The sequence below is a fragment of the Actinomadura sp. NPDC048021 genome, assembly GCF_040653135.1.
GTDB classification, from domain to species: Bacteria; Actinomycetota; Actinomycetes; order Streptosporangiales; family Streptosporangiaceae; genus Spirillospora; species Spirillospora verrucosospora.
In genome coordinates this window covers 24245-48046 of record NZ_JBEZJQ010000043.1, presented here as the reverse complement: position 1 = coordinate 48046, position 23802 = coordinate 24245, and the positions used below count along the sequence as shown (strand labels likewise).

Below are 23802 nucleotides of genomic sequence, written 5' to 3'. Positions count from 1 at the left end.
AACCCCGGCCGGCTCACCCGGTCGCCATGTCCTCGAACATGTCGCGCAGGATGAGGAGCCCCTTGGTCAGGGTCTCCCGGTCCGTGGCGAACGACAGCCGGACCGAGCCCTCACCGCCGAACTCGCTTCCCGGGCGGACCGCCACCCCCCGCTCGCGGGCGTTCGCGGCCACCTGCACGGACGTCAGCCGCGAGTCGTGCCCGACGAACGCGTAGAACGTGCCGTCGGGGGCCCGCAGCCGGGTGCCGGGCACGCCGTCGAGCAGCCGCATCACCAGCTCGCGCCGCCCCCGGTACTCGTCCAGCATCCGCCGGACGGGCTCCTGGGGTCCGGTGAGAGCCGCCAGCGCCGCGTGCTGCACCGCGGTGTTGAGGGGACCGGCCATGCGGGTGTGCACCACCGCGGCCGCGGCGACCACGTCGGGCGGTGCGACCAGGTATCCGATGCGCCACCCCGTCATCGCGTACGTCTTGGAGAACGTCTGGACGTACAGCACCCGCTCGGCGAGGCCGGGGATGTCCAGGACGGAGGTGAACCGCCGGGGGTCGTAGACGATCTCGTCGTACGCCTCGTCGGCCAGGACCAGCAGGCCGTGCCGCTCGGCGATGTCCCGCAGCCCCTCCAGCTCCTCCGCCGAGTACACGACGCCGGTCGGGTTGCACGGGTTGCAGATCGCGACCATCCGGGCGCCGGGAGCGGCCGCGGCCACCGCGTCCAGGTCCAGGTGCAGGTCGTCGCGCTGCGGCACGAGGACGGGCTCGCCCCCGGCCATCCGCACCAGGTCGGCGTAGAGGGAGTAGGTCGGGACGGGGATGACGACCCGGTCGCCAGGGTCGACGCAGGCGAGGATCGTCGCGGCCAGGGCTCCGCTGCCGCCGTGGGTGACGAGGACCTGGTCCGCCGCCCGCCCCGGCCGGCCGGGGCCGCCGGCCTGCCGGGCCAGGGCCTCCCGGAGGTCGGGGGCGCCGTTCCAGGCGGCGTAGTGGGTGGCGCCCGCCTCGACCGCGGCGGCGTGCGCCGCGCGGATGTGTTCGGGGGTCGCGAAGTCCGGCTCGCCCGACGCCAGGGAGATCACGTCCGCCGGCGGGCGGGTGGAGGGCCGCAGGGAGTGCCGGAGCACCTCCCGCACGCGGTCCGACGGGGTGAATGCGGTCACGGGCGCTCCTGCTGGCTCGTCGCTGATGTTTCCGGTGAGGTGGGGGAGAGGTCGCCGTAGACGTCGGGCCGCCGCTCGCGGGCGACGTCCACGACGCGGCGGGCGTCGGCCAGAGGCCAGCGGTGGAGGCGGGCGCGGACGACGGGATCCCGCGGACCGTGGTCGCCGGTGAGGATCCGGCCGGTGGGCCCGGCGACCAGGCTGCGGCCGGCGAAGTCCGCGCCGTGCTCGCTGCCCAGACGGTTGGCGAGCACGTAGTACGCGGTGCTCTCCCACGCGCGCGTCACCGCGCGGTGGGCGAGGATGTCCTCGGGGACGCCCGGGTCGGGGGCGTAGGCGAAGACGCAGACCAGGATCTCGGCCCCGGCCACGACCTGCCGGCGCGTGGCCTCGGGGAACCGCGAGTCGTGGCAGACCGACAGCCCGACGCGGCCGAGGCCGGTGTCCAGGACGTCGAACCGGCGCCCGGAGTCGAAGTACTTCGGCTCCTGGTCCCACAGGTGCACCTTGCGGTGCGCGCCGATCGTCTCGCCGTCCGGGCCGATGAGGAGGAGCGTGTTGTACAGCTCCTCGCCGCCCCCGCGTTCGGCCAGGCCGACGATGACGTGGGTTCCGGTCTCGCGTGCCGCGCGGCCGAGCGCCTCGGTGGTGCGGCCGGGGATGGTGTCGGCGGCGGCGGCCAGCCGGCGCCGGAAGTCGTCGCCGCCGTCCGGCGGGAGGTAGCCGGTGGTGGCCAGCTCGGGGAAGACGACGAGGTCGGTGGGCCGGCCGGCCGCCTCCGCCCGCACGGCGGCGGCCATGGCCTCGAGGTTGCCGGCCAGGTCGAGCGGCCGCGGATCGAACTGGACGATCGCGACGTCGACGTGGTCCTTCATGCCGTGCCGCCTTTCACAGGATCGTCGAGAGGAACCCGCGGGTCCTCTCGTGCAGGGGGTCGGCGATCACGTCGCGCGCGGGGCCGACCTCGACGACGCGGCCCTGGTCCATGAAGACGAGGCTGTCGCCGGCCTCGCGGGCGAACCCGGTCTCGTGGGTGACGACGATCATCGTCATGCCGGTGCGGGCGAGGTCCCGGATCACCGCGAGGACCTCGCCGACGAGTTCGGGGTCCAGCGCGGAGGTGGGTTCGTCGAACAGCATCACCTTGGGGTCCATCGCGAGGGCGCGGGCGATCGCCACGCGCTGCTGCTGCCCTCCCGAGAGCTGCCGGGGATAGCTGCCGGCCTTGTTGGCGAGCCCCACGTCGGCGAGGAGCTTCCTGCCGATGGCCTCTGCTTCGCCCTGCCTGACCCCCTTCACCCGGATCTGGGCGGCGGTGACGTTCTCCAGCACGGTCATGTGCGGGAAGAGGTTGAAGTGCTGGAAGACCATGCCGATCTGGGACCGCTGGCGGCAGACCTCCCTGCCGCCGAGGTGCTGGAGGCGTCCGCCCCTCCCCTCGCGGTAGCCGACGAGTTCCCCGTCGACCCGGATGCGTCCGGCGTCGATCGTCTCCAGGTTGTGGATGCAGCGCAGGAAGGTGCTCTTCCCGGACCCGGACGGTCCCATCACGCAGACCGTCTCGCCGCGCTCGACCGTCAGCGACACGCCGTTGAGGACCGGCGTGGCGCCGTAGGACTTGTGCACGTTGTCGGCGTGCACCATCGGTTGCTCCATGGCGGCCCTCCTCCTAGATCTTCCGCAGAATGGGCATGCGCCGCTTGAGGGCGGCGAAGCGGTCGACGCCGTCGTCGAGGTGACCGCGTGAGAAGTACCGCTCCACGTAGCGCTGGCCGATCGACAGGACGGTGACGAGGACGAGGTACCAGATCGAGGCGACGATGAGCAGGGGGATCGTGCCGAACGTGCGGTTGTAGATGGTCTGGGCGGAGTGCAGGAGCTCGGGCACCGCGATGACGCTCGCGAGGGCCGAGTACTTGAGCATGGCGATGATCTGGTTGCCGGTGGGCGGGACGATCGCCCGCATCGCCTGCGGGAGCACGATGCGCCGGACGACCTGGACGGGGGTGAAGCCGAGCGCCTTGGCGGCGACGGTCTGCCCCCGGTCGACCGAGAGGATGCCCGCGCGGACGATCTCGGCGTAGTACGCCGCCTCGTTGAGGCTCAGCCCGATCACGGCCGCGGTGAAGGACGTCATCACCCGGTTGCTGTCGACGGCGGCGAACTCCGGTCCCCCGAAGGGGACGCCCAGCTTGAAGTGCGGGTAGAGCGTCGCGATGTTGTACCAGAAGATCAGCTGGACCAGCACGGGCGTGCCGCGGAAGAACCAGACGTAGGCGCTCGAGGCGAGGTAGGCCGCCGAGTTGTTCGACAGGCGCATCACGCCGAGGACGATCCCCAGCGCGATGGCGATGAGCATCGACAGGGCGACGAGCTGCGCCGTGACGGCGGTGCCCTTGAGGATCTCGGGGGCGAAGAGGTACTCGCCGACGACGTCCCATTCGAATCCGGGATTGGTGAACAGGGCGTGGGTCAGCCACACCGCCACGAAGGCCACGAGGAGCCACGCGATCCAGTTGCCCGGTTCCCGGGCGCGGCCGGCCTCGACCGGCGTCGCCTCGCTCGGATCGGGGTGCGGGACGACCTCGTGGGCGCGGGGGCGGTTCGGCCGCCCCCCGCCGGAGGCGGCCGGCCGCGCGACGTCAGGACCCGGTTTCATTGCGGATCTCGCTCGTCTTGAGGGCCTGGTCGGTGACCTTCCACCTTTCGAGGATCTTCTGGTACGTGCCGTCGTTCATCAGGGACAGCAGCGCCGCCTGCACGGCCTTCCCGACTTCGGGCTGCTTCTTGGAGTACGCGATCCCCGAGAGGGTGCGGGACCCGGGGATCGTCTCCTTGCCCATCACCAGGCCGTTGCCCGAGGTGGCCGCCACGTACTCGCCCACCGCGCGGTTGGTGAGGAAGACGCCGCGCTTGTTGCCCACGGCGAGGATCGTGGCCGCGCTCTTGTCGAAGACGTGGATCGTCATCTTGGGCTTGCCCTTGGCGACGCATTCCTTCTCGGAGTACTGCCGCGTGAAGTCGAGGGGCCCGGTCCCCTGGGTGCCCAAGAACGTCTTCCCGCACATGTCGGCGGGGGTGACCTGGGGGGAGTAGTCCTTGTGCTGGATGATCCCCAGCGTGTTCTGGATGTAGTCGACGAAGTTCACCGCCCGGAGCCGTTCGGGCGTGGTGACGAGCTGGCTGACCGCCACGTCGTAGCGGCCGTTCTGCACGCTGGGGATGATGGTGTCGGCGCCGAGGTCGGCGATGCTGGTCTTCAGGCCGAGCTTCCTGCCGATCGCCTGGACCATGAGGACGTCGATGCCCGTGGTCTGCCCGCTGTCGTCCTTGTAGGAGAACGGCGGCCAGTCGAGCTCGCTCGCCACCTTCAGGGTGCCGGACTTCCTCAGCGCCTCCGGCAGTTCGGCCTGCGCCTTCTTGTCGACGGCGATCGCGTCGATCTTGAGGGCCGCCCCGGTGTCGGGTCCCTTGCCGTCCTCGGCGGAGGTGACCCCGCAGGCCGTCAGGGCCACCGCCGCCGAGGCGGCCAGGAGCAGCGCGCGGTCACGTCGAGAGTGTCGCAGTACGTTCATGGGGTCCTCGTTCGGGTCGTGCCGTGTCCTTGGGGCCCGCCGTAGGTGGACGGCTCGGGCGTGGTCCAGCCGTCCAGCAGGGACGGGTCGAGGTCGAAGATCTCGATGTGCAGGGGGCGGCAGTGCTCGGTGGTGTCCTGCGCGCCCGGTCCCCAGCGGGGCTGGGAGAGGTCGCCGCCGCGGCAGTTCGACAGCGCGCACAGCAGCGGGATCTCGGCGAGGAACTCGATGTGGTCGCCGGGCTTCGCGGGGGACGCCGCGGTGTAGTACTTGCCGTCGACCAGCCCCGTCAGCTGGAAGACGTTCAGGACGTCGTGCACGTCCATCTCGCCCAGCCCGAACGGCTCGACGGCGGAGACGAGGTTCGTGTGGCAGTGGTCGTCCACGTCCTCGCCGGTCAGCAGCTTCTTCATGTGCGGGTCGCAGCGGGAGCCGAGCAGGTCGTGGCAGCCGCCGCCGTACTCGTCGACGCCGTAGGCGACGCTGTCACCGGTGATCGTCAGCATCGGCCGCAGGTAGGGCAGGCAGGACCACAGGCGGTCGCCGGTCGTGACGTGCGTGCCCTGGATCTGGCGGGTGCGCGCGGCCCAGAACCGCTCGCGCGGGTTGTCCGCGTTGAAGAAGTTGAAGTCGCCGACCTGCGGGCCTTCGGGCGTCGACACCCGGCAGACCTGGCCCGCCTCGACGCGCCACGCCTTCCCCGTGCGGATGGGGAGGGTGAACTCCTCGACGAGGGTGCGGCGGTCGGTCGCCTCGCCGATCGCCTCGTACATCGCGGTGTCGGTGTACTTGCTCGGCAGGATGCCGGCCGGATAGATCGGCTCGGGGCGCTGAGAGGTGGTCATTCGCCGTCTCCGCTCGTGATGGTCATGACGAGATTGCCCATGTCGTCGACCCGGACGGATCCGGAGGGGCCGACGACGACCGTCGACTCCGTCTCCTCGATCAGCGCGGGCCCGGCGACGGTGCTGCCCGGGGCGAGGTCGACGCGGCGGTACACCGGCGTGTCGGTGTAGTCGCCGACTTCCGCGAAGTACGCGGGGCGGGTGCCGAGGGGGGCCGCGGAGTGCGCGGCGGCGCCGGTGGCGAGTTCCACGGTCCTCACCACGGGCGAGGAGAGCGCGCGCAGCCGCCAGGAGATGACCTGGGCGGGCATGCCCTTGAGGACCCGGTCGAACCGGGCGCGGTACTCGGTCTCGAAGGCTTCGACCAGGCCGGCCGTGTCGTGGTCGCGGACGACGTCGAGCGGGATCGGCACCGTCAGCTCGTATCCCTGGCCCACGTACCGCATGTCGGCGGCGGCCTCCAGCCTGACGTCCGCGGGGTCGACGTCCGCCTCGTCGAGCTGTGCCCGCGCCTGGCTCTCCAGTTCCTTCAGGACGGCGTCCACGGCGTTCCAGTCCGGCTCGTCGAGGGGGACGACCAGCGACGTCGTGCACTCGACGGCGCGGGGCGCCACCAGCATGCCGATCGCGGACGCGACGCCGGCCCCGCGCGGGAAGACGACCTCGCCGATGTGGAGGAGGCGGGCGACGTCGTAGGCGTGCACGGGCCCGGCCCCGCCGAAGGCGACCATCCGGTAGCGGCGCGGGTCGCGCCCCTGCTCGGAGATGTAGAGGCGGGCCGCGGTCGCCATGGCGTTGTTGACGACGTCGGCGATGCCGGCGGCCGTGGTGCGCCTGTCGGTGCGCAGGCGGGCGGCCAGCAGGTCCAGGGCCCGTCCCGCGGCGGCGGTGTCCAGCGTCATGGCGCCGCCGAGGAAGCTGTCCGGCGCCAGGTAGCCGAGCTCCAGGTCCGCGTCGGTGACGGTGGGCTCGATGCCGCCCTTGCCGTAGCAGGCGGGGCCGGGGACGGCGCCGGAGCTGCGCGGGCCGACCTTGAGCAGCCCGAGGTCGTCGACCCAGGCGACGCTGCCGCCGCCGGCGCCGATCTCGATGAGGTCGACGGTCGGCACCCGGACGGGGAACCCGCTGCCCCGCTTGAAGCGGTGGGCGCGGGCCACCTCCATCAGGTGGGTGCGCGCGGGCGCGCCGTCGTGGACCAGGGAGACCTTCGCGGTCGTGCCGCCCATGTCGAACGCGACGACGTCCTCGAAGCCGCAGGTCGTCGCCATGTGGGCGGCGGCCATGGCGCCGGCGGCCGGTCCGGACTCGACCAGGGCGATCGGGCGCTCGGAGGCGGCGCGGGCCGTGGTGATGCCGCCGTCCGACAGCATGATCATCGGTGGGGTGCCGAGCCGGTCGGCGAGCCGCCGCAGGTACCGGGTGGCCAGCGGCTGCACGAAGGCGTTGGCGGCCGCGGTGGAGAACCGCTCGTACTCCCGGATCTCGGGCGCCACGTCGGCGGAGGCGCAGACGGTGAGCTCGGGGAACGCCTCGCGCAGGATCTCGACCGCGCGCCGCTCGTGCACCCCGTTGCGGTAGGAGTTGATGAACCCGACGGCGACCGCCTGCACGCCCTGGTCGAGGAGCCGGCGGCCGGCCTCGCGCACCGCGTCCTCGTCGAGCGGCTCGACCTCGGAGCCGTCGGCTCCGATCCGCCCGTCCACCGTCAGCCTCAGGTGCCGGGGCACCAGCGCCTCGGCGCGGCGCAGGAAGAGGTCGAAGGTGTCGTAGCGCAGCTCGTTGGCGATCTCGAGGACGTCGCGCCACCCGGTGGTGGTGATCAGTCCGGTCGGGGCGCCGCGGCGCTCGATCAGGGCGTTGGTGACGAGGGTGGTGCCGTGCACGACGAGCGGGGCCCCGCCGAGGGCGTTCAGGCCGTCGATGATGGCGTCGGTCGGGTCGTCCGGGGTGGTGGGGAGCTTGTGCACCTCCACCACGCCGCGGACGGGGTCGTGGACGGCGATGTCGGTGAAGGTTCCGCCGACGTCGACGCCGGCGATTCTGGGGACCTGGATGTCGTTCACAGTCCGTAGACCTCCCGGGCCGCGGTCTCCGAGACGAGTCCGGCGTGGACGTCGGCCCGGACGGCGTCGCGGTCGCGCTCGGCCGGGTCGCCGTAACCGCCGCCGCCCGGATAGTCGATGTTGATCCGGTCTCCCGGACGGATCCTGCTGCGTCCCTTGAGCGGGAAGCCGTCGCCGCGGCCGTTGACCGTCACCCGGGAGGCCCCGCCCGCGTGGCCGCCGAGAATGCCCTCGGGGCGGTTGCGGACGTGTTCCACGAAGAGGGACAGCGTGCACTCGCCGGGGGCGAGCAGCTCGATCTCGACGTTCTGCCCGAGACCGCCGCGGTACTTCCCCGCTCCGCCGGAGTCGGGGAGGAGCTCCTTGCGCCGGATCCGCAGCGGGGCGGTGGCCTCCAGGGCCTCCATGGAGCCGGCCTCGATGTTCGAGGGGAAGCACGTCGTCGACAGGCCGTCGGCGACCGGGCGGGCCCCCATGCCGCCGTTGATGAACGGGATGGCGGTGAACTGCCTCCCGGACTCGTCGCGCGGGCCCGAGATCACGGCGCGCAGCGACGGCGCGCTGCCCGACTCGGCGATCACCCGGTCGGGGATGACGGGCGCCAGGGCCTTGTAGAGGGTGATGGCCAGGCAGTGGCCGACGAGCTGGCGGGCGTTGACCGGCGCGGGGTAGCGCGGGTTGAGGATCGAGCCCTCGGGGGCCGAGACGGTGATGCAGCGGTAGGAGCCCTCGGCGCGCGGGGTGTTCGGGTCGAGCACGCACTTGAGCGGGTAACAGGTGTACGCGTCGGTGTACGGCTTGACCACGTTGAGCGCCCGCGTCACCTCGGGGGAGGTGCCGGTGTAGTCGACCGTCATGGCGTCGCCCCGGACGGTGACGGCGACCTCCAGGTGGACGGCCTCCCCGTCCATCGTCCCGTCGAGGTCGTGGCCGGCGCGGTAGGTCCCGTCGGGAATCGCGGCCACGGCCCGGCGCATCGACCGCTCGGAGAGCCGGCAGATCTCGCCGGAGATCTCGTCGAGGGAGTCGACGCCGGTCTCGTCGGCGAACTCGACCAGGCGCTGGGCGGCGGTTCTGCCGGCGGTGACCTGCGCCATCAGGTCCCCCACCACCTCGACCGGCATGCGCAGGTTCGCCCGCAGGATCCTCAGCAGCGTCTCGTTGAGCTCGCCCTGCTCGATGAGCAGCATCGGCGGGATGAACATGCCCTCCTCGTAGACCGAGCGGGTGTCGGCGGACCAGAGGGCGCCGCTGATGTCGGCCATGTGGGCGATGCTGCCGGTCCAGCCGAGGAGGCGGCCCTCCCGGAAGACCGGGGCGATGACCGTCACGTCGGGCAGGTGCCCGGAGGTGATCCAGGGGTTGTTCGTGCAGGCGACGTCGCCGGGACGCCACTGGTCGGCGGGGCGCCAGGCGAGCATCTCCGCGAGGGTCACGCCCATCGTCATGTTGAAGCTGGGGATGCCGATGGTGTTCTCGGCGATCGCGTTGCCGCGGGCGTCGAAGACGACGCAGGCGAAGTCGTTGGACTCCGTGACGATGGGCGAGAAGGCCGTCCGTTTCAGGGTCGTCGCGGCCTCGTCGGCGATGGCGATCAGCCGGCTCCAGAGGATCTCCAGTGTGATCGGGTCGATGCGCGCAGAGGGCGCCAGCTCCTCGTCGGCGGCGCCGATGTCGACTGCGGTCATAGCCCACTCCCTCCGTTGACCTGGGTAAAGGTGGGTGGCCCTATGGTTGGCGCGCCCCCGCCGCGCTGTCAACTATTCTGGCGAACAATTTTGTGCACCCAGATTGTTGACAATCCGTCGGGCACCTCACATGCTGAAGGCGGCCCGCCACTCGACGCGCCCCCGCCGCACCCCCGAAGCGACCTGCCGGGTCGGCGGGCGAGGAGCCCCCAGAGATGAGGTAGAGCATGTCCACACGTCCACCGGAGAGCCCGGCATCGCTCCTGGTCGTCAGCGCCCACGCCGGCGACTTCGTCTGGCGCGCGGGCGGCGCGATCGCGCTGGCCGCCGAACGGGGCGAGAGAGCCACCGTCGTCTGCCTGAGTTACGGCGAGCGCGGGGAGTCCGCCCGCGCCTGGCGCGAGGGCAGGCAGCTGGACGAGATCAAGGAGATCCGGCGCGCCGAGGCCGAGAACGCCGCGAAGGCCCTCGGCGCGGAGGTCGTCTTCCTCGACGCCGGCGACTACCCCCTGCGGGAGACCCCCGAGCTGGTCGACCGCCTCGTCCGCGTCTACCGCGACGTGGCCCCGAGCGTCGTCCTGACCCACACGCTCGCGGACCCCTACAACGGCGATCACCCGGCCGCCGCCCGCATGGCCCTGCAGGCGCGCGTGCTCGCCCAGGCGATCGGGTACGACGCGCCGGGCGACCCCCTCGGCGCCCCGCCGGTGTTCTGCTTCGAACCGCACCAGCCGGAGATGTGCGAGTTCCGTCCCGACGTCCTGCTCGACATCACGTCCACGTTCGAGCGCAAGCGCGCCGCGATGGAGTGCCTGCCCGCCCAGCAGCACATGTGGGACTACTACACCGATCTCGCCCGGCGGCGCGGCGTGCAGCTGAAGCGGAACGCGGGGCCGAACCTCGGCCTGCCCCACGCCACGATGGGCGAGGCCTACACGCGGCTCTACCCGCAGGTCACGGGGGCGCTGGCATGAGCGGCGGCCGGATCCGGGAGGAGTCCTGATGGAGAAGGTGATCGTCACCGACCCGCCGCGCGCGCCGCTGGACCGGGTCGACGCGCTGGCCGCCCACGGCGTGGCCACCGTCCACGAGGCGCTGGGCCGCGCCGGATACCTCGGGCCGGGCATCCGGCCGGTGCACCTCGGCTCGCGCATCGGCGGGACGGCCGTCACCGCGCTCTGCTGGCCCGGCGACAATCTCATGATCCACGCCGCGGTCGAGCAGTGCCGCCCCGGCGACGTCCTGGTCGTCGCGACGACCTCGCACTGCGCGGACGGCCTGTTCGGCGAGCTCTTCGCCACCGCGCTGATGAAGCGGGGGGTGCGCGGACTGGTCACCGCGACCGGGGTCCGCGACGTCGACGACCTGCACCGCATCGGCTTCCCCGTGTGGTCCGCCGCGGTCAGCGCCCAGGGATCCGTCAAGGCCACCGCCGGATCCGTCAACACGCCCGTCGTCATCGGCGGGCAGACGATCCGCCCGGGGGACGCCGTCCTGGCCGACGACGACGGAGTGGTGTGCGTCCCCCGGACCGCGGTCGACCGGGCGCTGGCGGCGTCCCGGGCTCGCGCGGAGAAGGAGGAGGCCACACGCGCCGCCTTCCGGGAGGGCGAACTCGGTCTGGACCGGTACGGGTTGCGGGCCACGCTCGTCCGGCTCGGCGTTCGCTACGTCACCGCCCGGGAGTACGCCGCGGAGCGCGCGGCCGAGGACCGGGCGACGGGGAGCGCCCGGTGACGGCGGGAACGGCGGACGGCGGCGTGCCCTGCATGCTCCTGCGCGGGGGCACGTCCAAGGGCGCGTACTTCCTCGCCGGGGACCTTCCCGGCGAGGCCGCCGAACGGGACGATCTGCTGCTGCGCGTCATGGGCGCCCCCGACCCCCGGCAGATCGACGGGCTGGGCGGGGCGACGTCCCTGACCAGCAAGGTCGCGGTCGTCTCGCGCTCCACCCGTCCCGGCGTCGACGTCGACTACCTCTTCCTCCAGGTGGGTGTGGACGAGGCCGTGGTCAGCGATCGGCAGAACTGCGGCAACCTCCTGGCCGGGGTGGGGCAGTTCGCCGTGGAGCGAGGGCTCGTTCCGGCCGGCGACCCGGAGACCGTGGTGCGCATCCGCATGGTCAACTCCGGCAGCGTGGCCCGCACGCGCTTCCCCACTCCGGGAGGCGTCGTGCGGTACGCCGGCGGCACCGCGATCGCCGGCGTCCCGGGGACGGCGGCGCCGGTGGTGCTGGAGTTCGCCGACACCGTCGGGTCGGCGACCGGCCGGCTGCTTCCCACGGGCGGCGTGCGGGACGTGGTCGACGGGATCCCCGTCACCTGCGTCGACAACGGCATGCCGGTGGTCGTCGCCGCCGCCGCGTCGTTCGGCCTGAGCGGCCACGAGTCCCACGCTGAACTGGCCGCCGACCGGCGGCTGCTGGAACGCGTCGACCGGCTGCGGATCCGGGCCGGTGCGCTGATGGGGCTGGGGGACGTCACCGCCTCGTCCGTCCCGAAGACCACGCTCGTGGCCGAGCCGAGGGACGGCGGCATGCTCGCCACCCGGACGTTCATCCCCGTCACCCCGCACACCGCGATCGGCGTGCTGGGCGCCATCTCCGCCGTGACCGCCGTCCGCCTGCCCGGCGCCGTCGGCCACGACCTCACCGCGTCCTGGCCGACCGGCGGCACCCGCGTGGACGTCGAGCACCCGACGGGGCACCTGGTGATCGAGGTGGACGTCGATCCGGCCGCCGAACCGCCGGCAGTGCGGCGCAGCGGCGTCGTGCGGACGGCGCGCAAGCTGTTCGACGGGACGGCGTTCCCCCGCGGCTGAGGCGCCCGGCCGCCGGCGGCCTCACTCGGCCGGGAGCGGTCCCAGCGCCAGCTCGTCGCCCTCGCCGAGGGCCCTGATCACATCGAGGACGTGCTCGCGCATGGCCGCCTCGGCGGCCTCGGCGTCCCGGGCGGCGACGGTCGCGATGATCCGCAGATGCTGGGGCAGGGACTGCCCCGGCCGCCCGGGGCGCAGGGCCAGCCGGAAGCGGTGCCGGACGAGCTGCGCGTGCATGCCCTCGAGCATCTCCATCGCGACCGGCTGGGCCGCGATCTCCCGGATCCGGGTGTGCAGCCGCTCGTTCAGCTGCGAGTACCGGAGCGGGTCCCCGTCCCGGACGGCCGCCTCCATGCTCGCGCCGATCGTGCGCAGCTCCTCGGCCTCGTCGTCGGTGACGTTCTCCGCGGCCTTGCGGGCGCACAGGCCCTCCAGCACCATGCGGCACTCGTACATCGCGATCGCCTCGGCGACGGTGATCACGCGGACCCGGGCCCCGCGGTTCTTGATCCGCTCGACGAGCCTCTCGGCGGTGAGCTCCACCAGCGCCGTGCGCACCGCCGACCGCTTCACCTGGAGCAGCTCGGCGAGATCGCCCTCCACCAGCCGCTGCCCCGGGGCCATCTCTCCCGCGAGGATCAGCGCGCGCAGCCGGTCCGCCGGGCTCTGGTCGTCGGCGGCGGGACCGCTCCTTCGGGACACCAACGGGGACTCTCCCTCCGGATGCCCGCCGGGTCTCGACGGGTGCCTATATTCGCAACAATATTAGCGCCACTTTCTCAGACACTGAGGGCGCAGGGAAGGCCCGCGCCGCGACCCGGGCCTCCGGGCCGCCGGGTCAGTGCGCGGCCAGGCCGTCCACCTCGGCCGCGAAGAGCCGCGCCGGGTCGAAGCCCATGCCGGCGAAATGGCCCGCGAGCTCCAGGGACAGGACGCCGTGGCAGCGGGTCCAGAAGGTCAGGGCGCGGTGCAGGGCCGCCGGCGGGGCCGGATGGCCGCGCGCCCAGTCGCGGTGGCCCTCCAGGTGCGCCTCGAACGGCGTGGCGGGCTCCTCCTCGGAAGGCGCCGCGCAGGCGTCGAGCAGGATCGCCATGATCTCGTCGGAGACGGCCGTCGTGTCGTCCGGCGCGTGGTAGCCGGGCACGGGGGTGCCGTAGACGAGGAAGTACCGGTGCGGGTCGGCGAGGGCCCAGCCGCGCACGGCGTGCGCGAGGCCCGCCAGGCCGGCGCCCGCCTCGGCGGCGGAGCGGAGCGTGTCGGCGAGGCTCCGGTAGGCGTCCCGGACGAGTTCGGTGATCAGCTCGTCGCGTCCGGCGTAGTAGCGGTAGAGCGCGGGTCCGCTCATGCCCATCCGCTTGGCGATCGCGTTGAGGGAGAGCGCGGACGCGCCCGCCGCGGCGATCTGCTCCCACGCGCGTTCCTTGATCTCCGCACGCACCTGCGCCCGGTAGCGCCCGCGCGGGCTCCCGGTGTCCGGCTCCGCCATGACGGGCCTCCTCTCCGCCGACGAAGCTACACCGCCAAGAATTAGTTAGAAGGTATCACCGAGCCCGTTGACGCGGCCCGGCCCGAATGGTTATAACTTCTAACGAAAGCACGAACCTCTAGCGAAGGGGACACCATGTTCGGCAACAGCACCTCGGGCCCGTCCGTCCGCCGCCTCCGTTCCGGGGGGCGGACCCGCGCGACCGCGCTCACGCTCTCGCTCGCCGCGGGCGTGCTCGCGGGCGCGGTCCCGGCCGCGCACGCCGCTCCGGCCGACCGCGGCGGCCGGTCGCAGTGCCGGGGCGAGGGCGTCGATCCCGCCGCCCTCATCCGCTACCGGAGCGACATCCTGATCAAGGCGCCGCTGAGCACCGTCTTCGGGCTCCAGGCGGACGTGGAGCGCTGGCCGGACTGGCAGGAGCCCGTCCTGTCCATGAAGCGCCTCGACCCGGGCCCCCTCCGCGAGGGGTCGAGGTTCCGGTGGACCACGCCGGCGCCCCCCACCCCGACGACGCCCGCCACGACGCTGACCATCACCTCCACCGTCCAGCGGCTGCGGCCCGGAACCTGCGTCCTGTGGAGCGGGCCCGCGATCGGTGAGGGGGTCCGCATCGACGAGGGCGTCCACCTGTGGACCTTCACCAGGGTCAGGGGAGGCGTCCGCGTGCACACCGAGGAGACCTGGACCGGCGACCAGGTCGAAGCGGACGTCCCCCGGGCCACGGAGATCCTCGGTCAGGGGCTCCGGGCCTGGCTGGCCGACCTGAAGTCCGCCGCCGAGGCCCGCGCCGGCCACGGCCGGTGACGGCGCCACCGGGCGGCGAACTTCGTCGAGGAGCCGGACCGCTGCGCTGAGCGCCCGTTTTGTGCCTGGGACGTAGTTCGGCGATGCTGGGGGAGTGTCAATGGAGACTCTGAACAGCGCCGCCGAGCTGCGCGCCTTCCTGCACGGCCTCCCCGGGGTGGACCGGGTGGGCGCCGAGGAGCGGGCGGCGCGGCTCGCCACCCGGTCGGTCAAGACGTCGGCGAAGGCCGCGGCGATCGACCTGGCGATCTCGATGGTGGACCTGACCACGCTGGAGGGCGCGGACACGGCGGGGAAGGTGCGGGCCCTGTGCGCCAAGGCCGCGCACCCCGACCCGGCGGACGCCTCGGTCCCGGCGGTGGCGGCGGTCTGCGTGTACCCCGACATGGTCGAGGTCGCGGTGCGGGCCCTGGCCGGGACGGGGATCGGCGTCGCGAGCGTGGCGACGGCCTTCCCGTCCGGGCGGGCGCCGATGGAGGCCAAGCTGGCCGACACCCGGGCGGCGGTGGCGGCGGGCGCGGCCGAGATCGACATGGTGATCGACCGGGGCGCGTTCCTGGCCGGCGACTACGCCAAGGTGCACGACGAGATCGTCGCGGTCAAGGACGCCTGCGGGACCGCGCACCTCAAGGTGATCCTGGAGACCGGCGAGCTGGCCACCTACGACAACGTGCGGCGCGCCTCCTGGCTGGCGATGCGCGCCGGGGCCGACTTCATCAAGACCTCCACCGGCAAGGTGTCGCCGGCGGCGACGCTGCCGGTGACGCTGGTCATGCTGGAGGCCGTCCGCGACTACCGGGCCGCGACCGGGCGGCAGGTCGGGGTCAAGCCCGCGGGCGGGATCCGCACCACCAAGGACGCGATCAAGTACCTGGTGCTGGTGAACGAGACCGCGGGACCCGACTGGCTGGCGCCCGAGTGGTTCCGGCTCGGGGCCTCCTCGGTGCTGAACGACCTGCTGATGCAGCGACGCAAGCTCGCCACCGGGGTGTACTCCGGTCCCGACTACTTCACGTTGGACTGATCATGGTTTTCGAGTACGCGCCGGCGCCCGAGTCCCGGTCCGTCGTCGACATCCGCGGCTCCTACGGGCTGTTCGTCAACGGCGATTTCACCGACGGGCACGGCGAGCCGTTCAAGTCCGTCAATCCGGCCGACGAGACCGTCCTGGCCGACATCGCCTGCGCGGACGAGGCGGACGTCGACCGCGCCGTGCGGGCCGCCCGCACCGCCTACGACAAGGTCTGGGGCCCGATGCCCGGGGCCGAGCGGGCCAAGTACCTGTACCGGATCGCGCGGATCGTCCAGGAGCGGGCGCGCGAGCTGGCCGTGCTGGAGTCGATCGACAACGGCAAGCCGATCCGCGAGTCGCGGGACGTGGACGTGCCGCTGGCGGCGGCGTGGTTCTTCTACTACGCGGGCTGGGCCGACAAGCTGCGCCACGCCGGGTTCGGGCCCGACCCGAGGCCCGTCGGGGTGGCGGGGCAGGTCATCCCGTGGAACTTCCCGCTGCTGATGCTGGCCTGGAAGATCGCCCCCGCGCTGGCGTGCGGCAACACCGTCGTGCTCAAGCCGGCGGAGACGACGCCGCTGACGGCGCTGCTCTTCGCCGACATCTGCCGCCAGGCCGAGCTGCCGCCCGGCGTGGTCAACATCGTCACCGGCGCCGGCGAGACCGGCGCGGCCCTCGTCGCGCACCCGGGGATCGACAAGGTCGCCTTCACCGGCTCCACCGACGTCGGCCGGCAGATCGCCCGCACCCTCGCCGGGACCGGCAGGAGGCTGACGCTGGAGCTGGGCGGCAAGGCCGCCAACATCGTCTACGAGGACGCCGCCCTCGACCAGGCCGTCGAGGGCATCGTCAACGGGATCTTCTTCAACCAGGGCCACGTGTGCTGCGCCGGGTCCCGGCTGCTCGTCCAGGAGTCGGTCGCCGGGGAGGTGCTGGAGCGGCTGAAGGCGCGGATGGCGACGCTGCGGGTCGGCGACCCCCTCGACAAGAACACCGACATCGGGGCGATCAACTCCGCCGCGCAGCTCGCGCGGATCCGGGAGCTGTCGGACGCGGGCGAGGCCGAGGGCGCCGAGCGCTGGTCGCCGCCCTGCGAGCTGCCGGCCCAGGGCTTCTGGTTCGCGCCGACCCTGTTCACCGGGGTGGCGCAGTCGCACCGGATCGCCCGCGAGGAGATCTTCGGGCCCGTGCTGTCCGTGCTGACGTTCCGCACGCCGGAGGAGGCCGTCACCAAGGCCAACAACACCCCGTACGGGCTGTCGGCGGGCATCTGGACCGAGAAGGGGTCGCAGATCCTGTGGACGGCGCAGCGGCTGCGGGCCGGAGTGGTGTGGGCCAACACGTTCAACAAGTTCGACCCGGCCTCCCCGTTCGGCGGCTACAAGGAATCGGGGTTCGGCCGCGAGGGCGGACGCCACGGACTGGAGGCCTACCTCAATGCCTGACCGTCTCTCCGTGCGCAAGACCTACAAGCTCTACATCGGGGGCGCCTTCCCCCGGTCCGAATCCGGCAGGTCCTACCCCGTGACCGACTCCAAGGGCCGCTTCCTCGCCAACGCCTCCCAGGCGTCCCGCAAGGACGCCCGCGACGCCGTGGTCGCCGCCCGCAAGGCGTTCCCCGGCTGGTCCGGACGCACCGCCTACAACCGCGGCCAGATCCTGTACCGGATCGCCGAGATGCTGGAAGGCCGCCGCGACCAGTTCGTGGACGAGCTGCGCCAGGCCGGCGCGTCCAAGGGCGCCGCCGGGACGGAGGTGGACGCCGCCGTCGACCGCTGGGTCTGGTATGCCGGCTGGGCCGACAAGCTGGACGCCGTCGCCGGGGCCGCCAACCCCGTGTCCGGGCCGTTCTTCAACTTCTCCACGCCCGAGCCGACCGGGGTCGTCGCCGTCGTCGCGCCCGACTCGCCGCTGCTCGGCCTGGTGTCCGTCCTGGCCCCGGTCATCGTGTCCGGCAACACCGCCGTGGTGGTGGCGTCCGAACCTGCTCCGCTGCCCTCCGTCACCCTCGCCGAGGTGCTGGCGACCTCCGACCTGCCGGGCGGCGTCGTCAACGTCCTCACCGGCCGCCGCACCGAGATCGCCCCCTGGCTGGCCGCCCACATGGACGTCAACGCCCTCGACCTCGCGGGCGCGCTCCCCGAGCACCTCCAGGAACTGGAGGAGAAGGCGGCGGGCAACCTCAAGCGCGTCCTGCTCCCGGCGGGCGGCGACTGGACCGATGAGCCGGGAACCGCACGTATGACCGCGTTTCTGGAGACCAAGACCGTCTGGCATCCGGTGGGCGTCTGAGCTGAAATGACGCGGCGTGTGTAGAGGGTCACGAAGTGTGGAATAGATCTCCCCGTAACTGATCACAGTGGGGGGAGATCAGTGCCTACCAAGACCGAATCGCGTACGGCGAGCCGAGGGTCGGCCGCCCGTACGAAGAGCACATCAGCGACCAAGTCCACTGCCGCCAGGAAGCCGGCGGCGAAACGGACCTCGGCGGCGAAGGCGCCGTCGCGGTCCACGACCAGCCGCACGACCGCGACCAGGAGCGGCACGGCGAGGAAGCCCGCCGCGCCCAGCCGGTCGTCGGCGTCGTCGTCGGCGGCCGCGACCCGCGTCACCAAGGCCGCGAGCCAGGCCAAGACCGCCGCCACGCAGATGAAGTCGGTGGCGACCAAGGCGTCCTCGTCGGCCAAGGCCATGACGGCGATGACCAAGGCGATGACCAGCGCCACCAAGGCCATGTCCGACGCCGCGAAGGCGATGGACGCGGCGGCGAAGGTCATCACCACCACCGCCAAGCCGACGGGGACCCGCGCCGCGCCGGCGAGGAGGACCACGGCGGCGAGCAGGAGCGGCACGAGCCGGACCACGGCCCGCAAGTCCACCACGGCGGCGTCGAGCCGGTCCGGGACGGCCTCGGCCCGGACGACCGCCTCGAAGTCGTCCACGGCGCGCAGGTCCACGTCCAAGGCGGCAACGTCGCGGACGGCGGCATCGGCGAAGACGTCCGGCACCGCGAAGACGTCGGGGACGGCGAAGGCGTCCGGGACGGCCCGCAAGCCGGCCGCGCCCAAGTCCAGGGCCAGCGCCGCCCGCAAGTCGACGTCGTCGCGGACGACCGCGAGCACCAGGTCGGGCACCGCGAAGGGGTCGGCCAGATCGGGGACCGCCAAGTCCGCGGCTCCGGCCCGCAGGACGCCCGCGCGGACGACGACCGCGGGCACGTCCGCCGCGCGGCCGGCGCCGCCGCCACCGCCCGTCGTGGAGCCGAAGACCAACTCGCTCCAGCACTCGACGCGGACGGACGGCGGGTTCCTGAGCGGGCTCACCGACCGCGGCCGCGAGCGCTGAGACCGCGATGGACGAGAGGGACATCCTGGCGCGCATCGACGAGTACGTGGGGGAGGAGCGGCGGCTCCGCGAGCGGTACCAGCGCGACGAGCTCGACCGCGAGGAGGAGCACCGGCGGCTGGAACGGCTGGAGGTCGCGCTCGACCAGTGCTGGGACCTGCTGCGCCGCCGCCGGGCCAGGCTGGAGGCCGGCGAGGACCCCGGCGGCGCGGAGGTCCGGCCGCCGGACGAGGTCGAAGGCTACCTGCAATGACGGCGTCCCGGCCGCGGCGCCCGCTGCGGTTCGGCCTGTCCGTCGTCCCGGACGCCTCCGCTCCGCTGCTCCACACCGCCCGGGAGGCGGACCGGTTCGGGCTCGACCTGCTCGGGATCCGCGACCAGCCGTACCGGCGCGACACCGCCGACGCGCTCGCGCTGATGGCGGCCGTGCTGGCCGGCACGTCCCGGATCCGGGTGCTGCCCGCGGTGGCGTGCCTGCCGCTGCGACCGCCGGCCGCGCTCGCCAAGGCGATCGCGACGATGGACCGGCTCAGCGGCGGCCGCGCCGAGCTCGGTCTCGGCACGGGGATGGAGCCGGGCGGCGTCGAGGCCTACGGCGGGCCGCGCCTGGACGGCGCGGCGTCGCGGCGCGCCCTGGAGGAGGCCGTGCAGCTCATCCGGCTGCACTGGAGCGACCAGAACGGGCTGCGGTTCGCGGGCGAGCACTACCGGTTCGCGGCGGCGCAGGCGGGCCCGGCGCCCGCGCACCAGATCGGCATCTGGTTCGGCGTCACCGGGCCGCGCGGCCTCGACCTCGCCGGGAGGGTCGCCGACGGCTGGATCGCGCCGTCGTCGCTCGTCCCGCCGAAGCGGCTCGCGGACGGGCAGCGCCGCGTCGACGAGGCCGCGCTGAGAGCCGGTCGCCGGCCCGGCGAGATCCGCCGCGTCTACGTCCTCGAAGGGGAGGTCGACGGGCGGGAGTCGCGGGGCTTCCTGCACGGCCCGCCGCGCCAGTGGATCTACGAGCTGACCGAGCTGGCCGTCGGGCACGGCGTCGACACGTTCCTGTACGGGGGCGACCCCGAGCAGCTCCCGGTGTTCGCCCTGGAGATCGTGCCGGCCGTCCGCGAGCAGGTCACCCGCGAACGGGCCGGGCCCGCGCAGGGCCCCGCCCAGGGGGAGGCCCGGCCGCAGGCTCCGTCCCTTCCCGGGCAGCCCTCGCCGCGCGGCACGAGCGTGCCGTGACGCGGGGCGCCGCGCCCGGCGCCCGTCTCACATGCGCTCGGGGGTGGGGACTCCGAGGAGGTCGAGGCCGGTGACGAGCGTGCGCAGCGTCGCCGCGCACAGCGCGAGCCGCGACGCCCGCGTCTGCTCGTCGGGGGCCTTCAGCACCGGGCAGTTCTCGTAGAACGTCGTGTAGGCGTCGGCGACCGAGTAGACGTAGCTCGCCAGCCGGTGCGGCTCGGCGGTCTCGCCGGCCTGCTTCAGCACGGCGCCGAACCCGAGCAGCTCCAGCGCCAGCGCGCGCTCGGCCGGGTGGACGAGCGTGATCGGGCCGGTCGCGTCCTCGGGGGCCAGGCCGCCCTTCCGGAAGATCGACCGGATCCGCGCGGTCGCGTACTGCAGGTACGGGCCGGTCTTGCCGTTGAACGAGATCATCCGGTCGAAGTCGAAGGTGTACTCGCTGTCGCGCGCCACCGACAGGTCGGCGTACTTCACCGCGCCCATGCCGACCGCCTGGACGATCTCGGCCCGGGTCGCGTCGTCGAACGGCTCGTCGTGCTGGATCTCGTCGAACACGGCGCCGGCCCGCTCGACCGCCTCGTCCAGCAGCTCCGCCAGCTTGACGGTGCCGCCGGCCCGGGTCCGCAGGATCTTGCCGTCGGTGCCGAGGACGTTCCCGATCTGCGCGTGCTCGGCCCTGACCTCGTCGTTCAGCCAGCCCGCCATCCGCGCGACGGCGAACACCATCTGGAAGTGCAGCGCCTGCGGCGCCCCGACCACGTAGATCATCCGGTCGACGTGCTCGGTGTCGACCCGGTACCGGATCGTGGCGAGGTCGGTGGTGGAGTAGTTGTAGCCGCCGTCGCTCTTGCGGATGATCACCGGGAGCGGCTCGCCCTCCCGGCCGGTGAACCCGGGCGGGAACGCGCACAGCGCCCCGTCGCTGATCACCGCGATGCCCTTGTCCTCCAGCTCCCGGGCGGTCGGGGCCAGCAGGTCGTTGTAGTAGCTCTCGCCCTTGATGTCGTCGTCGGTGAGCGTGACGCCGAGCCGCCCGTAGACGGAGTTGAAGTACCGCTTCGACACCTCGACGAGGACGTTCCACAGCCGCAGCGTCTCGGCGTCGCCCGCCTGGAGCGCGACGACCCTGCGCCGGGACCGGTCGGCGAACGCCTCGTCGCCGTCGAACTTCTCCCGCGCGGCCTGGTAGAACGCGGTCAGGTCGCTGACGGACGAGTCGTCCCGCGCGGCGGCGTCCTCCCCGAGGTCGAGCAGGTGCTCGATCAGCATGCCGAACGGGGTGCCCCAGTCGCCGACGTGGTTGTCCCGGACGACCTCGTGCCCGAGGAACGCCAGGATCCGCGCGATCGCGTCGCCGACGATCGTGGTCCGCAGGTGCCCGACGTGCATCTCCTTCGCCACGTTCGGGGAGGAGTACTCGACGACGACCTTCTGCGGCTTGTCGGCGGGGGGGACGGCGAGCCGCTCGTCCTCCAGGGCCCGCTGCGCCTCGCCGGCGATCCACTCGTCGCTGAGCGTCAGGTTGATGAACCCGGGCCCGCTGACCTGCACCTGCGACACGACCCCCGCCGTGTCGAGGTGCGCCGCGATCTCCTCGGCCACGTCTCGCGGCTTGCGGCCCAGCTTCTTGGCCAGCGGCAGCGCCACGTTGGCCTGAAGGTCGGCGAACTGCGACGGCCGGATGACCGGGTCGGTGTCCGCGTACGACGGTCCGAAGGCGGCGCTCAGCGCGGCCTGGACCCGGGCGGCGAGTACGAGTTGCGGATCGGGCATGTTCCAAGGTTATCGGCGACGCGGAGGGGCCCGGAATCGGTTTTGGGCGGGGCTAGTGCCCGGCGGGCGGCTCCGTGCGGTCGGGGACGGTGTCGGCGGCGGGGGAGGGGACCTCCGGGACCTTCTCGCCGGGCCGGTCCGCCGGCTTGTCGGCGGGCCTGTCGCCGTCGCGCTCGCCGTGCGTCCAGCGTCCGAAGCGGGACGTGCGGGTCGCGGCGACCTGCTCGCGGATCCGCTCGACGATCCGTCCGGCGGCCAGCCGGTGCGCCAGGTCGCAGGCCGAGGTGATGGCGCGGGCCCGGGAGGCGCCGTGCGCGATCACGACCGTCCCGTTCAGGCCGAGCAGGACGCCGCCGCCGTAGGTGTCGGGGTCGAGGCGGTCGCGCAGGTCCTGGAGGCGGCGCCGCTGCAGCAGCGCGCCCATCCGCGCGGCGGGGGTGGAGGTCATCGCGTCGCGGATCTCCGCGAACGCGGTGGCGACGGTGCCCTCCACGGCCTTGAGCGCGACGTTGCCGGTGAAGCCGTCGGCGACGACGACGTCGACGCGCCCGCTCAGCAGGTCGTGGCCCTCCACGTTCCCGGCGAACTCGATGCCGTGGCTGCCCGTCGCGAGCAGCTCGTGCGCCCGCTTGGTGAGCTTGTTGCCCTTGCCCGCCTCGGCGCCGATGTTGAGCAGGCCCACCGACGGCCGGTCCACCCCGAGCAGGATCTGCGCGTACGCGGTGCCGAGCGCGGCGAACTGGACGAGGCCCTCCGGCTTGACGTCCGCGGTGGCGCCCGCGTCCAGCAGGATCGTGGGGCGCGGCCGTGTCGGCAGGGCCACCGCGATCGCCGGGCGCATCACGCCCTGCTGGCCCTTGAGCCGCAGCCGCGACGTCGCCACCACCCCGGCGGTGCTGCCCGCCGAGACCAGCGCCGACGCCCGGCCCTGCTTGATCAGGTGGCAGGCGATCGCGATGGACGAGCGGGGCTTGCGCCAGCTCGCGAGCGCGCCCTCGCCCATGTCCAGGGCCTCGTCGGCGTTCACGATGGGGATCGTGCCGAGGACGCCGTGCAGGTCCAGCTCCCGCCGGATCCGCGCCGCCCGCCCGACCAGCACCAGCCGGACGCCGTGCTCGCGGACCGCGGCCACCGCCCCCGCGATGATCTCTTCGGGGGCGTGGTCGCCGCCCATCGTGTCGACCGCGATCGGCAGCGGGCGCACCGTCGCGGGACGGCGCGGCGCCGGGCGCGGCGCGGTGCTTCCGGGCGGCGGGGCGGGTCGCGGCGGCGCAGGGCTCGTGCGAGGCGGGGCGCCGCCGGACGGCCCGGTGCCGGACGGCCCGGTGCTGGACGGTGCGGTGCGGGGCGCCGCGGGGGCCCGCTCGGGCGGGCCGGGCTCCGCCGGGCGAGGCGTCACGGGCCGCGACGGCTCGCCGGTGCCGGTCATGGCCGCTCCAGGAGGACGGAAGGAAACACGGTGGGCCGCAAGAACGCAGCTCATCGCATCGTATGGCGTCCTTTCGCCTGCCTCGGCGCCCCACGCCCGGAGTGGCGATCCTCACGCCGCCGGGACGGCCCCTAGCCCTCGTCCTTGCGGCAGTCGGCGCCCAGGCACGACGCGTTCTCCACGACCGGCCGGCCGTCCACGAGGATCGTGTAGTAGTTGCGGCGCGACTCCTGCTCACCGCTGCCGATGACCTCGACCGGCTTCTCGTCCGAGGTCATGCCGGTGCAGGACACGCGCATCTTCGTCCGCGTCCAGCCGGGCAGGTCCGCGCACCGCAGCGGCGCCCCGAGCCGCACGCCGCGCTTCTGCAGCTCGGCGGTGGCCGTCACGGGAAGCGCCCTGCGCAGTGCGGCCTGCGTCTTGTACTGCAACTCCTCGCCTCCCGACAGCAGCAGGAACGCGCCGCCGCCCACGGCGGCGATCACGAGGAGCGCTACGGACCCCAGGATCAGGGCCGGCTTGCGGCCGATCCGGAGGCGCGGCATCTTCACGCTGGGAATCTTCACACTCGCTACGTCACCGACGG

At 73.2% G+C, this 23802-nt stretch carries 23 protein-coding genes; 9 read left to right on the top strand and 14 right to left on the bottom strand.

Features of this window, described 5'->3' with window-relative positions; all coding sequences use genetic code 11:
* Nucleotides 1-13: 13 nt before the first annotated feature.
* From AB0C87_RS41065 to AB0C87_RS41030, 8 genes are all read right to left on the bottom strand, one after another.
* The gene (locus tag AB0C87_RS41065) at nucleotides 14-1156 is read right to left on the bottom strand and encodes an aminotransferase class I/II-fold pyridoxal phosphate-dependent enzyme (RefSeq protein WP_353834791.1); all 1143 of its coding nucleotides are present in this window, start codon (nucleotides 1154-1156) and stop codon (nucleotides 14-16) included.
* The gene (locus AB0C87_RS41060; protein ID WP_360581942.1) at nucleotides 1153-2031 is read right to left on the bottom strand and encodes a carbon-nitrogen hydrolase family protein; all 879 of its coding nucleotides are present in this window, start codon (nucleotides 2029-2031) and stop codon (nucleotides 1153-1155) included. The genes AB0C87_RS41065 and AB0C87_RS41060 overlap by 4 nt, the downstream gene beginning before the upstream one ends.
* 13 nt (nucleotides 2032-2044) lie before the next feature.
* A complete protein-coding gene (locus tag AB0C87_RS41055; protein WP_353834793.1) occupies nucleotides 2045-2812 on the bottom strand; it encodes an ATP-binding cassette domain-containing protein in 768 nt (255 codons plus the stop codon).
* Between the two features lie 13 nt (nucleotides 2813-2825).
* Nucleotides 2826-3815, bottom strand: a complete 990-nt coding sequence (locus AB0C87_RS41050; RefSeq protein ID WP_345173247.1) for an amino acid ABC transporter permease — start codon at nucleotides 3813-3815, stop codon at nucleotides 2826-2828.
* Complete coding sequence (locus AB0C87_RS41045) at nucleotides 3799-4731, bottom strand: transporter substrate-binding domain-containing protein (protein WP_360581939.1); 933 nt, start codon at nucleotides 4729-4731, stop codon at nucleotides 3799-3801. Before AB0C87_RS41045 ends, AB0C87_RS41050 begins: the two co-directional genes overlap by 17 nt.
* Nucleotides 4728-5504 (bottom strand): urea carboxylase-associated family protein, encoded by a 777-nt coding sequence (locus AB0C87_RS41040; RefSeq protein WP_345173597.1) that lies wholly within the window; start codon nucleotides 5502-5504, stop codon nucleotides 4728-4730. Before AB0C87_RS41040 ends, AB0C87_RS41045 begins: the two co-directional genes overlap by 4 nt.
* Before the next feature lie 68 nt (nucleotides 5505-5572).
* Complete coding sequence (locus tag AB0C87_RS41035; RefSeq protein WP_360581937.1) at nucleotides 5573-7639, bottom strand: hydantoinase/oxoprolinase family protein; 2067 nt, start codon at nucleotides 7637-7639, stop codon at nucleotides 5573-5575.
* Nucleotides 7636-9327, bottom strand: a complete 1692-nt coding sequence (locus tag AB0C87_RS41030) for a hydantoinase B/oxoprolinase family protein (RefSeq protein ID WP_360357915.1) — start codon at nucleotides 9325-9327, stop codon at nucleotides 7636-7638. The genes AB0C87_RS41035 and AB0C87_RS41030 overlap by 4 nt, the downstream gene beginning before the upstream one ends.
* 227 nt (nucleotides 9328-9554) lie before the next feature.
* Here AB0C87_RS41030 and AB0C87_RS41025 point away from each other — a divergent pair, with 227 nt between their 5' ends.
* Genes AB0C87_RS41025 through AB0C87_RS41015 form a run of 3 tightly spaced genes read left to right on the top strand, consistent with a single transcriptional unit; the run spans nucleotide 9555 to nucleotide 12146 of the window.
* Complete coding sequence (locus AB0C87_RS41025) at nucleotides 9555-10301, top strand: PIG-L deacetylase family protein (protein ID WP_345173254.1); 747 nt, start codon at nucleotides 9555-9557, stop codon at nucleotides 10299-10301.
* A gap of 28 nt (nucleotides 10302-10329) precedes the next feature.
* Nucleotides 10330-11064 (top strand): 4-carboxy-4-hydroxy-2-oxoadipate aldolase/oxaloacetate decarboxylase, encoded by a 735-nt coding sequence (locus AB0C87_RS41020; RefSeq protein WP_353834794.1) that lies wholly within the window; start codon nucleotides 10330-10332, stop codon nucleotides 11062-11064.
* Nucleotides 11061-12146, top strand: coding sequence for a 4-oxalomesaconate tautomerase (locus AB0C87_RS41015; protein ID WP_360581934.1), 1086 nt, complete (start codon nucleotides 11061-11063; stop codon nucleotides 12144-12146). Before AB0C87_RS41020 ends, AB0C87_RS41015 begins: the two co-directional genes overlap by 4 nt.
* Nucleotides 12147-12167: 21 nt before the next feature.
* Here AB0C87_RS41015 and AB0C87_RS41010 read toward each other — a convergent pair whose 3' ends face one another.
* Nucleotides 12168-12845: a GntR family transcriptional regulator gene (locus AB0C87_RS41010; protein ID WP_345173259.1), complete on the bottom strand. Its 678-nt coding sequence runs from the start codon at nucleotides 12843-12845 to the stop codon at nucleotides 12168-12170.
* A 136-nt stretch (nucleotides 12846-12981) separates the two neighbouring features.
* On the bottom strand, nucleotides 12982-13629 hold the full coding sequence (locus AB0C87_RS41005) for a TetR/AcrR family transcriptional regulator (RefSeq protein ID WP_360581932.1): 648 nt from the start codon (nucleotides 13627-13629) through the stop codon (nucleotides 12982-12984).
* Nucleotides 13630-13764: 135 nt separating this feature from the next.
* Between AB0C87_RS41005 and AB0C87_RS41000 the strand changes: the two genes are divergently transcribed.
* The 4 genes from AB0C87_RS41000 to AB0C87_RS40985 all read left to right on the top strand — a co-directional run bounded on the left by AB0C87_RS41000 (nucleotide 13765) and on the right by AB0C87_RS40985 (nucleotide 17737).
* Nucleotides 13765-14433 (top strand): SRPBCC family protein, encoded by a 669-nt coding sequence (locus tag AB0C87_RS41000; RefSeq protein WP_360581930.1) that lies wholly within the window; start codon nucleotides 13765-13767, stop codon nucleotides 14431-14433.
* Nucleotides 14434-14533: 100 nt separating this feature from the next.
* Nucleotides 14534-15457, top strand: coding sequence for a deoxyribose-phosphate aldolase (gene deoC / locus AB0C87_RS40995; protein WP_345173263.1), 924 nt, complete (start codon nucleotides 14534-14536; stop codon nucleotides 15455-15457).
* A gap of 2 nt (nucleotides 15458-15459) precedes the next feature.
* Entirely contained in the window at nucleotides 15460-16890 is a 1431-nt protein-coding gene (locus AB0C87_RS40990) for an aldehyde dehydrogenase family protein (protein WP_360581928.1), read from the top strand.
* A complete protein-coding gene (locus AB0C87_RS40985) occupies nucleotides 16883-17737 on the top strand; it encodes an aldehyde dehydrogenase family protein (RefSeq protein WP_360581926.1) in 855 nt (284 codons plus the stop codon). Before AB0C87_RS40990 ends, AB0C87_RS40985 begins: the two co-directional genes overlap by 8 nt.
* A gap of 62 nt (nucleotides 17738-17799) precedes the next feature.
* On the opposite strand, the gene AB0C87_RS40980 is transcribed toward AB0C87_RS40985, so the two are convergent.
* Nucleotides 17800-18768, bottom strand: coding sequence for a hypothetical protein (locus AB0C87_RS40980; RefSeq protein ID WP_353834800.1), 969 nt, complete (start codon nucleotides 18766-18768; stop codon nucleotides 17800-17802).
* A 29-nt stretch (nucleotides 18769-18797) separates the two neighbouring features.
* Here AB0C87_RS40980 and AB0C87_RS40975 point away from each other — a divergent pair, with 29 nt between their 5' ends.
* The gene (locus AB0C87_RS40975) at nucleotides 18798-19043 is read left to right on the top strand and encodes a DUF2630 family protein (RefSeq protein ID WP_360581924.1); all 246 of its coding nucleotides are present in this window, start codon (nucleotides 18798-18800) and stop codon (nucleotides 19041-19043) included.
* Nucleotides 19040-20014: an LLM class flavin-dependent oxidoreductase gene (locus AB0C87_RS40970; RefSeq protein ID WP_353834801.1), complete on the top strand. Its 975-nt coding sequence runs from the start codon at nucleotides 19040-19042 to the stop codon at nucleotides 20012-20014. Before AB0C87_RS40975 ends, AB0C87_RS40970 begins: the two co-directional genes overlap by 4 nt.
* Nucleotides 20015-20041: 27 nt before the next feature.
* Here AB0C87_RS40970 and argS read toward each other — a convergent pair whose 3' ends face one another.
* The 3 genes from argS to AB0C87_RS40955 form a co-directional block, all read right to left on the bottom strand.
* Nucleotides 20042-21787 carry an arginine--tRNA ligase gene (gene argS / locus AB0C87_RS40965; protein ID WP_345173272.1) on the bottom strand — a complete coding sequence of 582 codons (1746 nt, stop codon included), beginning with the start codon at nucleotides 21785-21787 and terminating at the stop codon, nucleotides 20042-20044.
* A 52-nt stretch (nucleotides 21788-21839) separates the two neighbouring features.
* The gene (gene plsX, locus AB0C87_RS40960; RefSeq protein WP_360581921.1) at nucleotides 21840-23216 is read right to left on the bottom strand and encodes a phosphate acyltransferase PlsX; all 1377 of its coding nucleotides are present in this window, start codon (nucleotides 23214-23216) and stop codon (nucleotides 21840-21842) included.
* A 131-nt stretch (nucleotides 23217-23347) separates the two neighbouring features.
* Nucleotides 23348-23761, bottom strand: a complete 414-nt coding sequence (locus AB0C87_RS40955; protein ID WP_345173599.1) for a hypothetical protein — start codon at nucleotides 23759-23761, stop codon at nucleotides 23348-23350.
* Nucleotides 23762-23802: the final 41 nt, after the last annotated feature.

Coding starts and splice junctions, on each gene's coding strand:
- AB0C87_RS41060 (WP_360581942.1), bottom strand. CDS start 2,031: ATGAAGGACCACGTCGACGTCGCGATCGTCCAGTTCGATCCGCGGCCG.
- AB0C87_RS41055 (WP_353834793.1), bottom strand. CDS start 2,812: ATGGAGCAACCGATGGTGCACGCCGACAACGTGCACAAGTCCTACGGC.
- AB0C87_RS41050 (WP_345173247.1), bottom strand. CDS start 3,815: ATGAAACCGGGTCCTGACGTCGCGCGGCCGGCCGCCTCCGGCGGGGGG.
- AB0C87_RS41045 (WP_360581939.1), bottom strand. CDS start 4,731: ATGAACGTACTGCGACACTCTCGACGTGACCGCGCGCTGCTCCTGGCC.
- AB0C87_RS41040 (WP_345173597.1), bottom strand. CDS start 5,504: ATGTACGAGGCGATCGGCGAGGCGACCGACCGCCGCACCCTCGTCGAG.
- AB0C87_RS41030 (WP_360357915.1), bottom strand. CDS start 9,327: ATGACCGCAGTCGACATCGGCGCCGCCGACGAGGAGCTGGCGCCCTCT.
- AB0C87_RS41025 (WP_345173254.1), top strand. CDS start 9,555: ATGTCCACACGTCCACCGGAGAGCCCGGCATCGCTCCTGGTCGTCAGC.
- AB0C87_RS41020 (WP_353834794.1), top strand. CDS start 10,330: ATGGAGAAGGTGATCGTCACCGACCCGCCGCGCGCGCCGCTGGACCGG.
- AB0C87_RS41005 (WP_360581932.1), bottom strand. CDS start 13,629: ATGGCGGAGCCGGACACCGGGAGCCCGCGCGGGCGCTACCGGGCGCAG.
- AB0C87_RS41000 (WP_360581930.1), top strand. CDS start 13,765: ATGTTCGGCAACAGCACCTCGGGCCCGTCCGTCCGCCGCCTCCGTTCC.
- deoC (WP_345173263.1), top strand. CDS start 14,534: ATGGAGACTCTGAACAGCGCCGCCGAGCTGCGCGCCTTCCTGCACGGC.
- AB0C87_RS40990 (WP_360581928.1), top strand. CDS start 15,460: ATGGTTTTCGAGTACGCGCCGGCGCCCGAGTCCCGGTCCGTCGTCGAC.
- AB0C87_RS40985 (WP_360581926.1), top strand. CDS start 16,883: ATGCCTGACCGTCTCTCCGTGCGCAAGACCTACAAGCTCTACATCGGG.
- AB0C87_RS40975 (WP_360581924.1), top strand. CDS start 18,798: ATGGACGAGAGGGACATCCTGGCGCGCATCGACGAGTACGTGGGGGAG.
- AB0C87_RS40970 (WP_353834801.1), top strand. CDS start 19,040: ATGACGGCGTCCCGGCCGCGGCGCCCGCTGCGGTTCGGCCTGTCCGTC.
- argS (WP_345173272.1), bottom strand. CDS start 21,787: ATGCCCGATCCGCAACTCGTACTCGCCGCCCGGGTCCAGGCCGCGCTG.
- plsX (WP_360581921.1), bottom strand. CDS start 23,216: ATGACCGGCACCGGCGAGCCGTCGCGGCCCGTGACGCCTCGCCCGGCG.
- AB0C87_RS40955 (WP_345173599.1), bottom strand. CDS start 23,761: ATGCCGCGCCTCCGGATCGGCCGCAAGCCGGCCCTGATCCTGGGGTCC.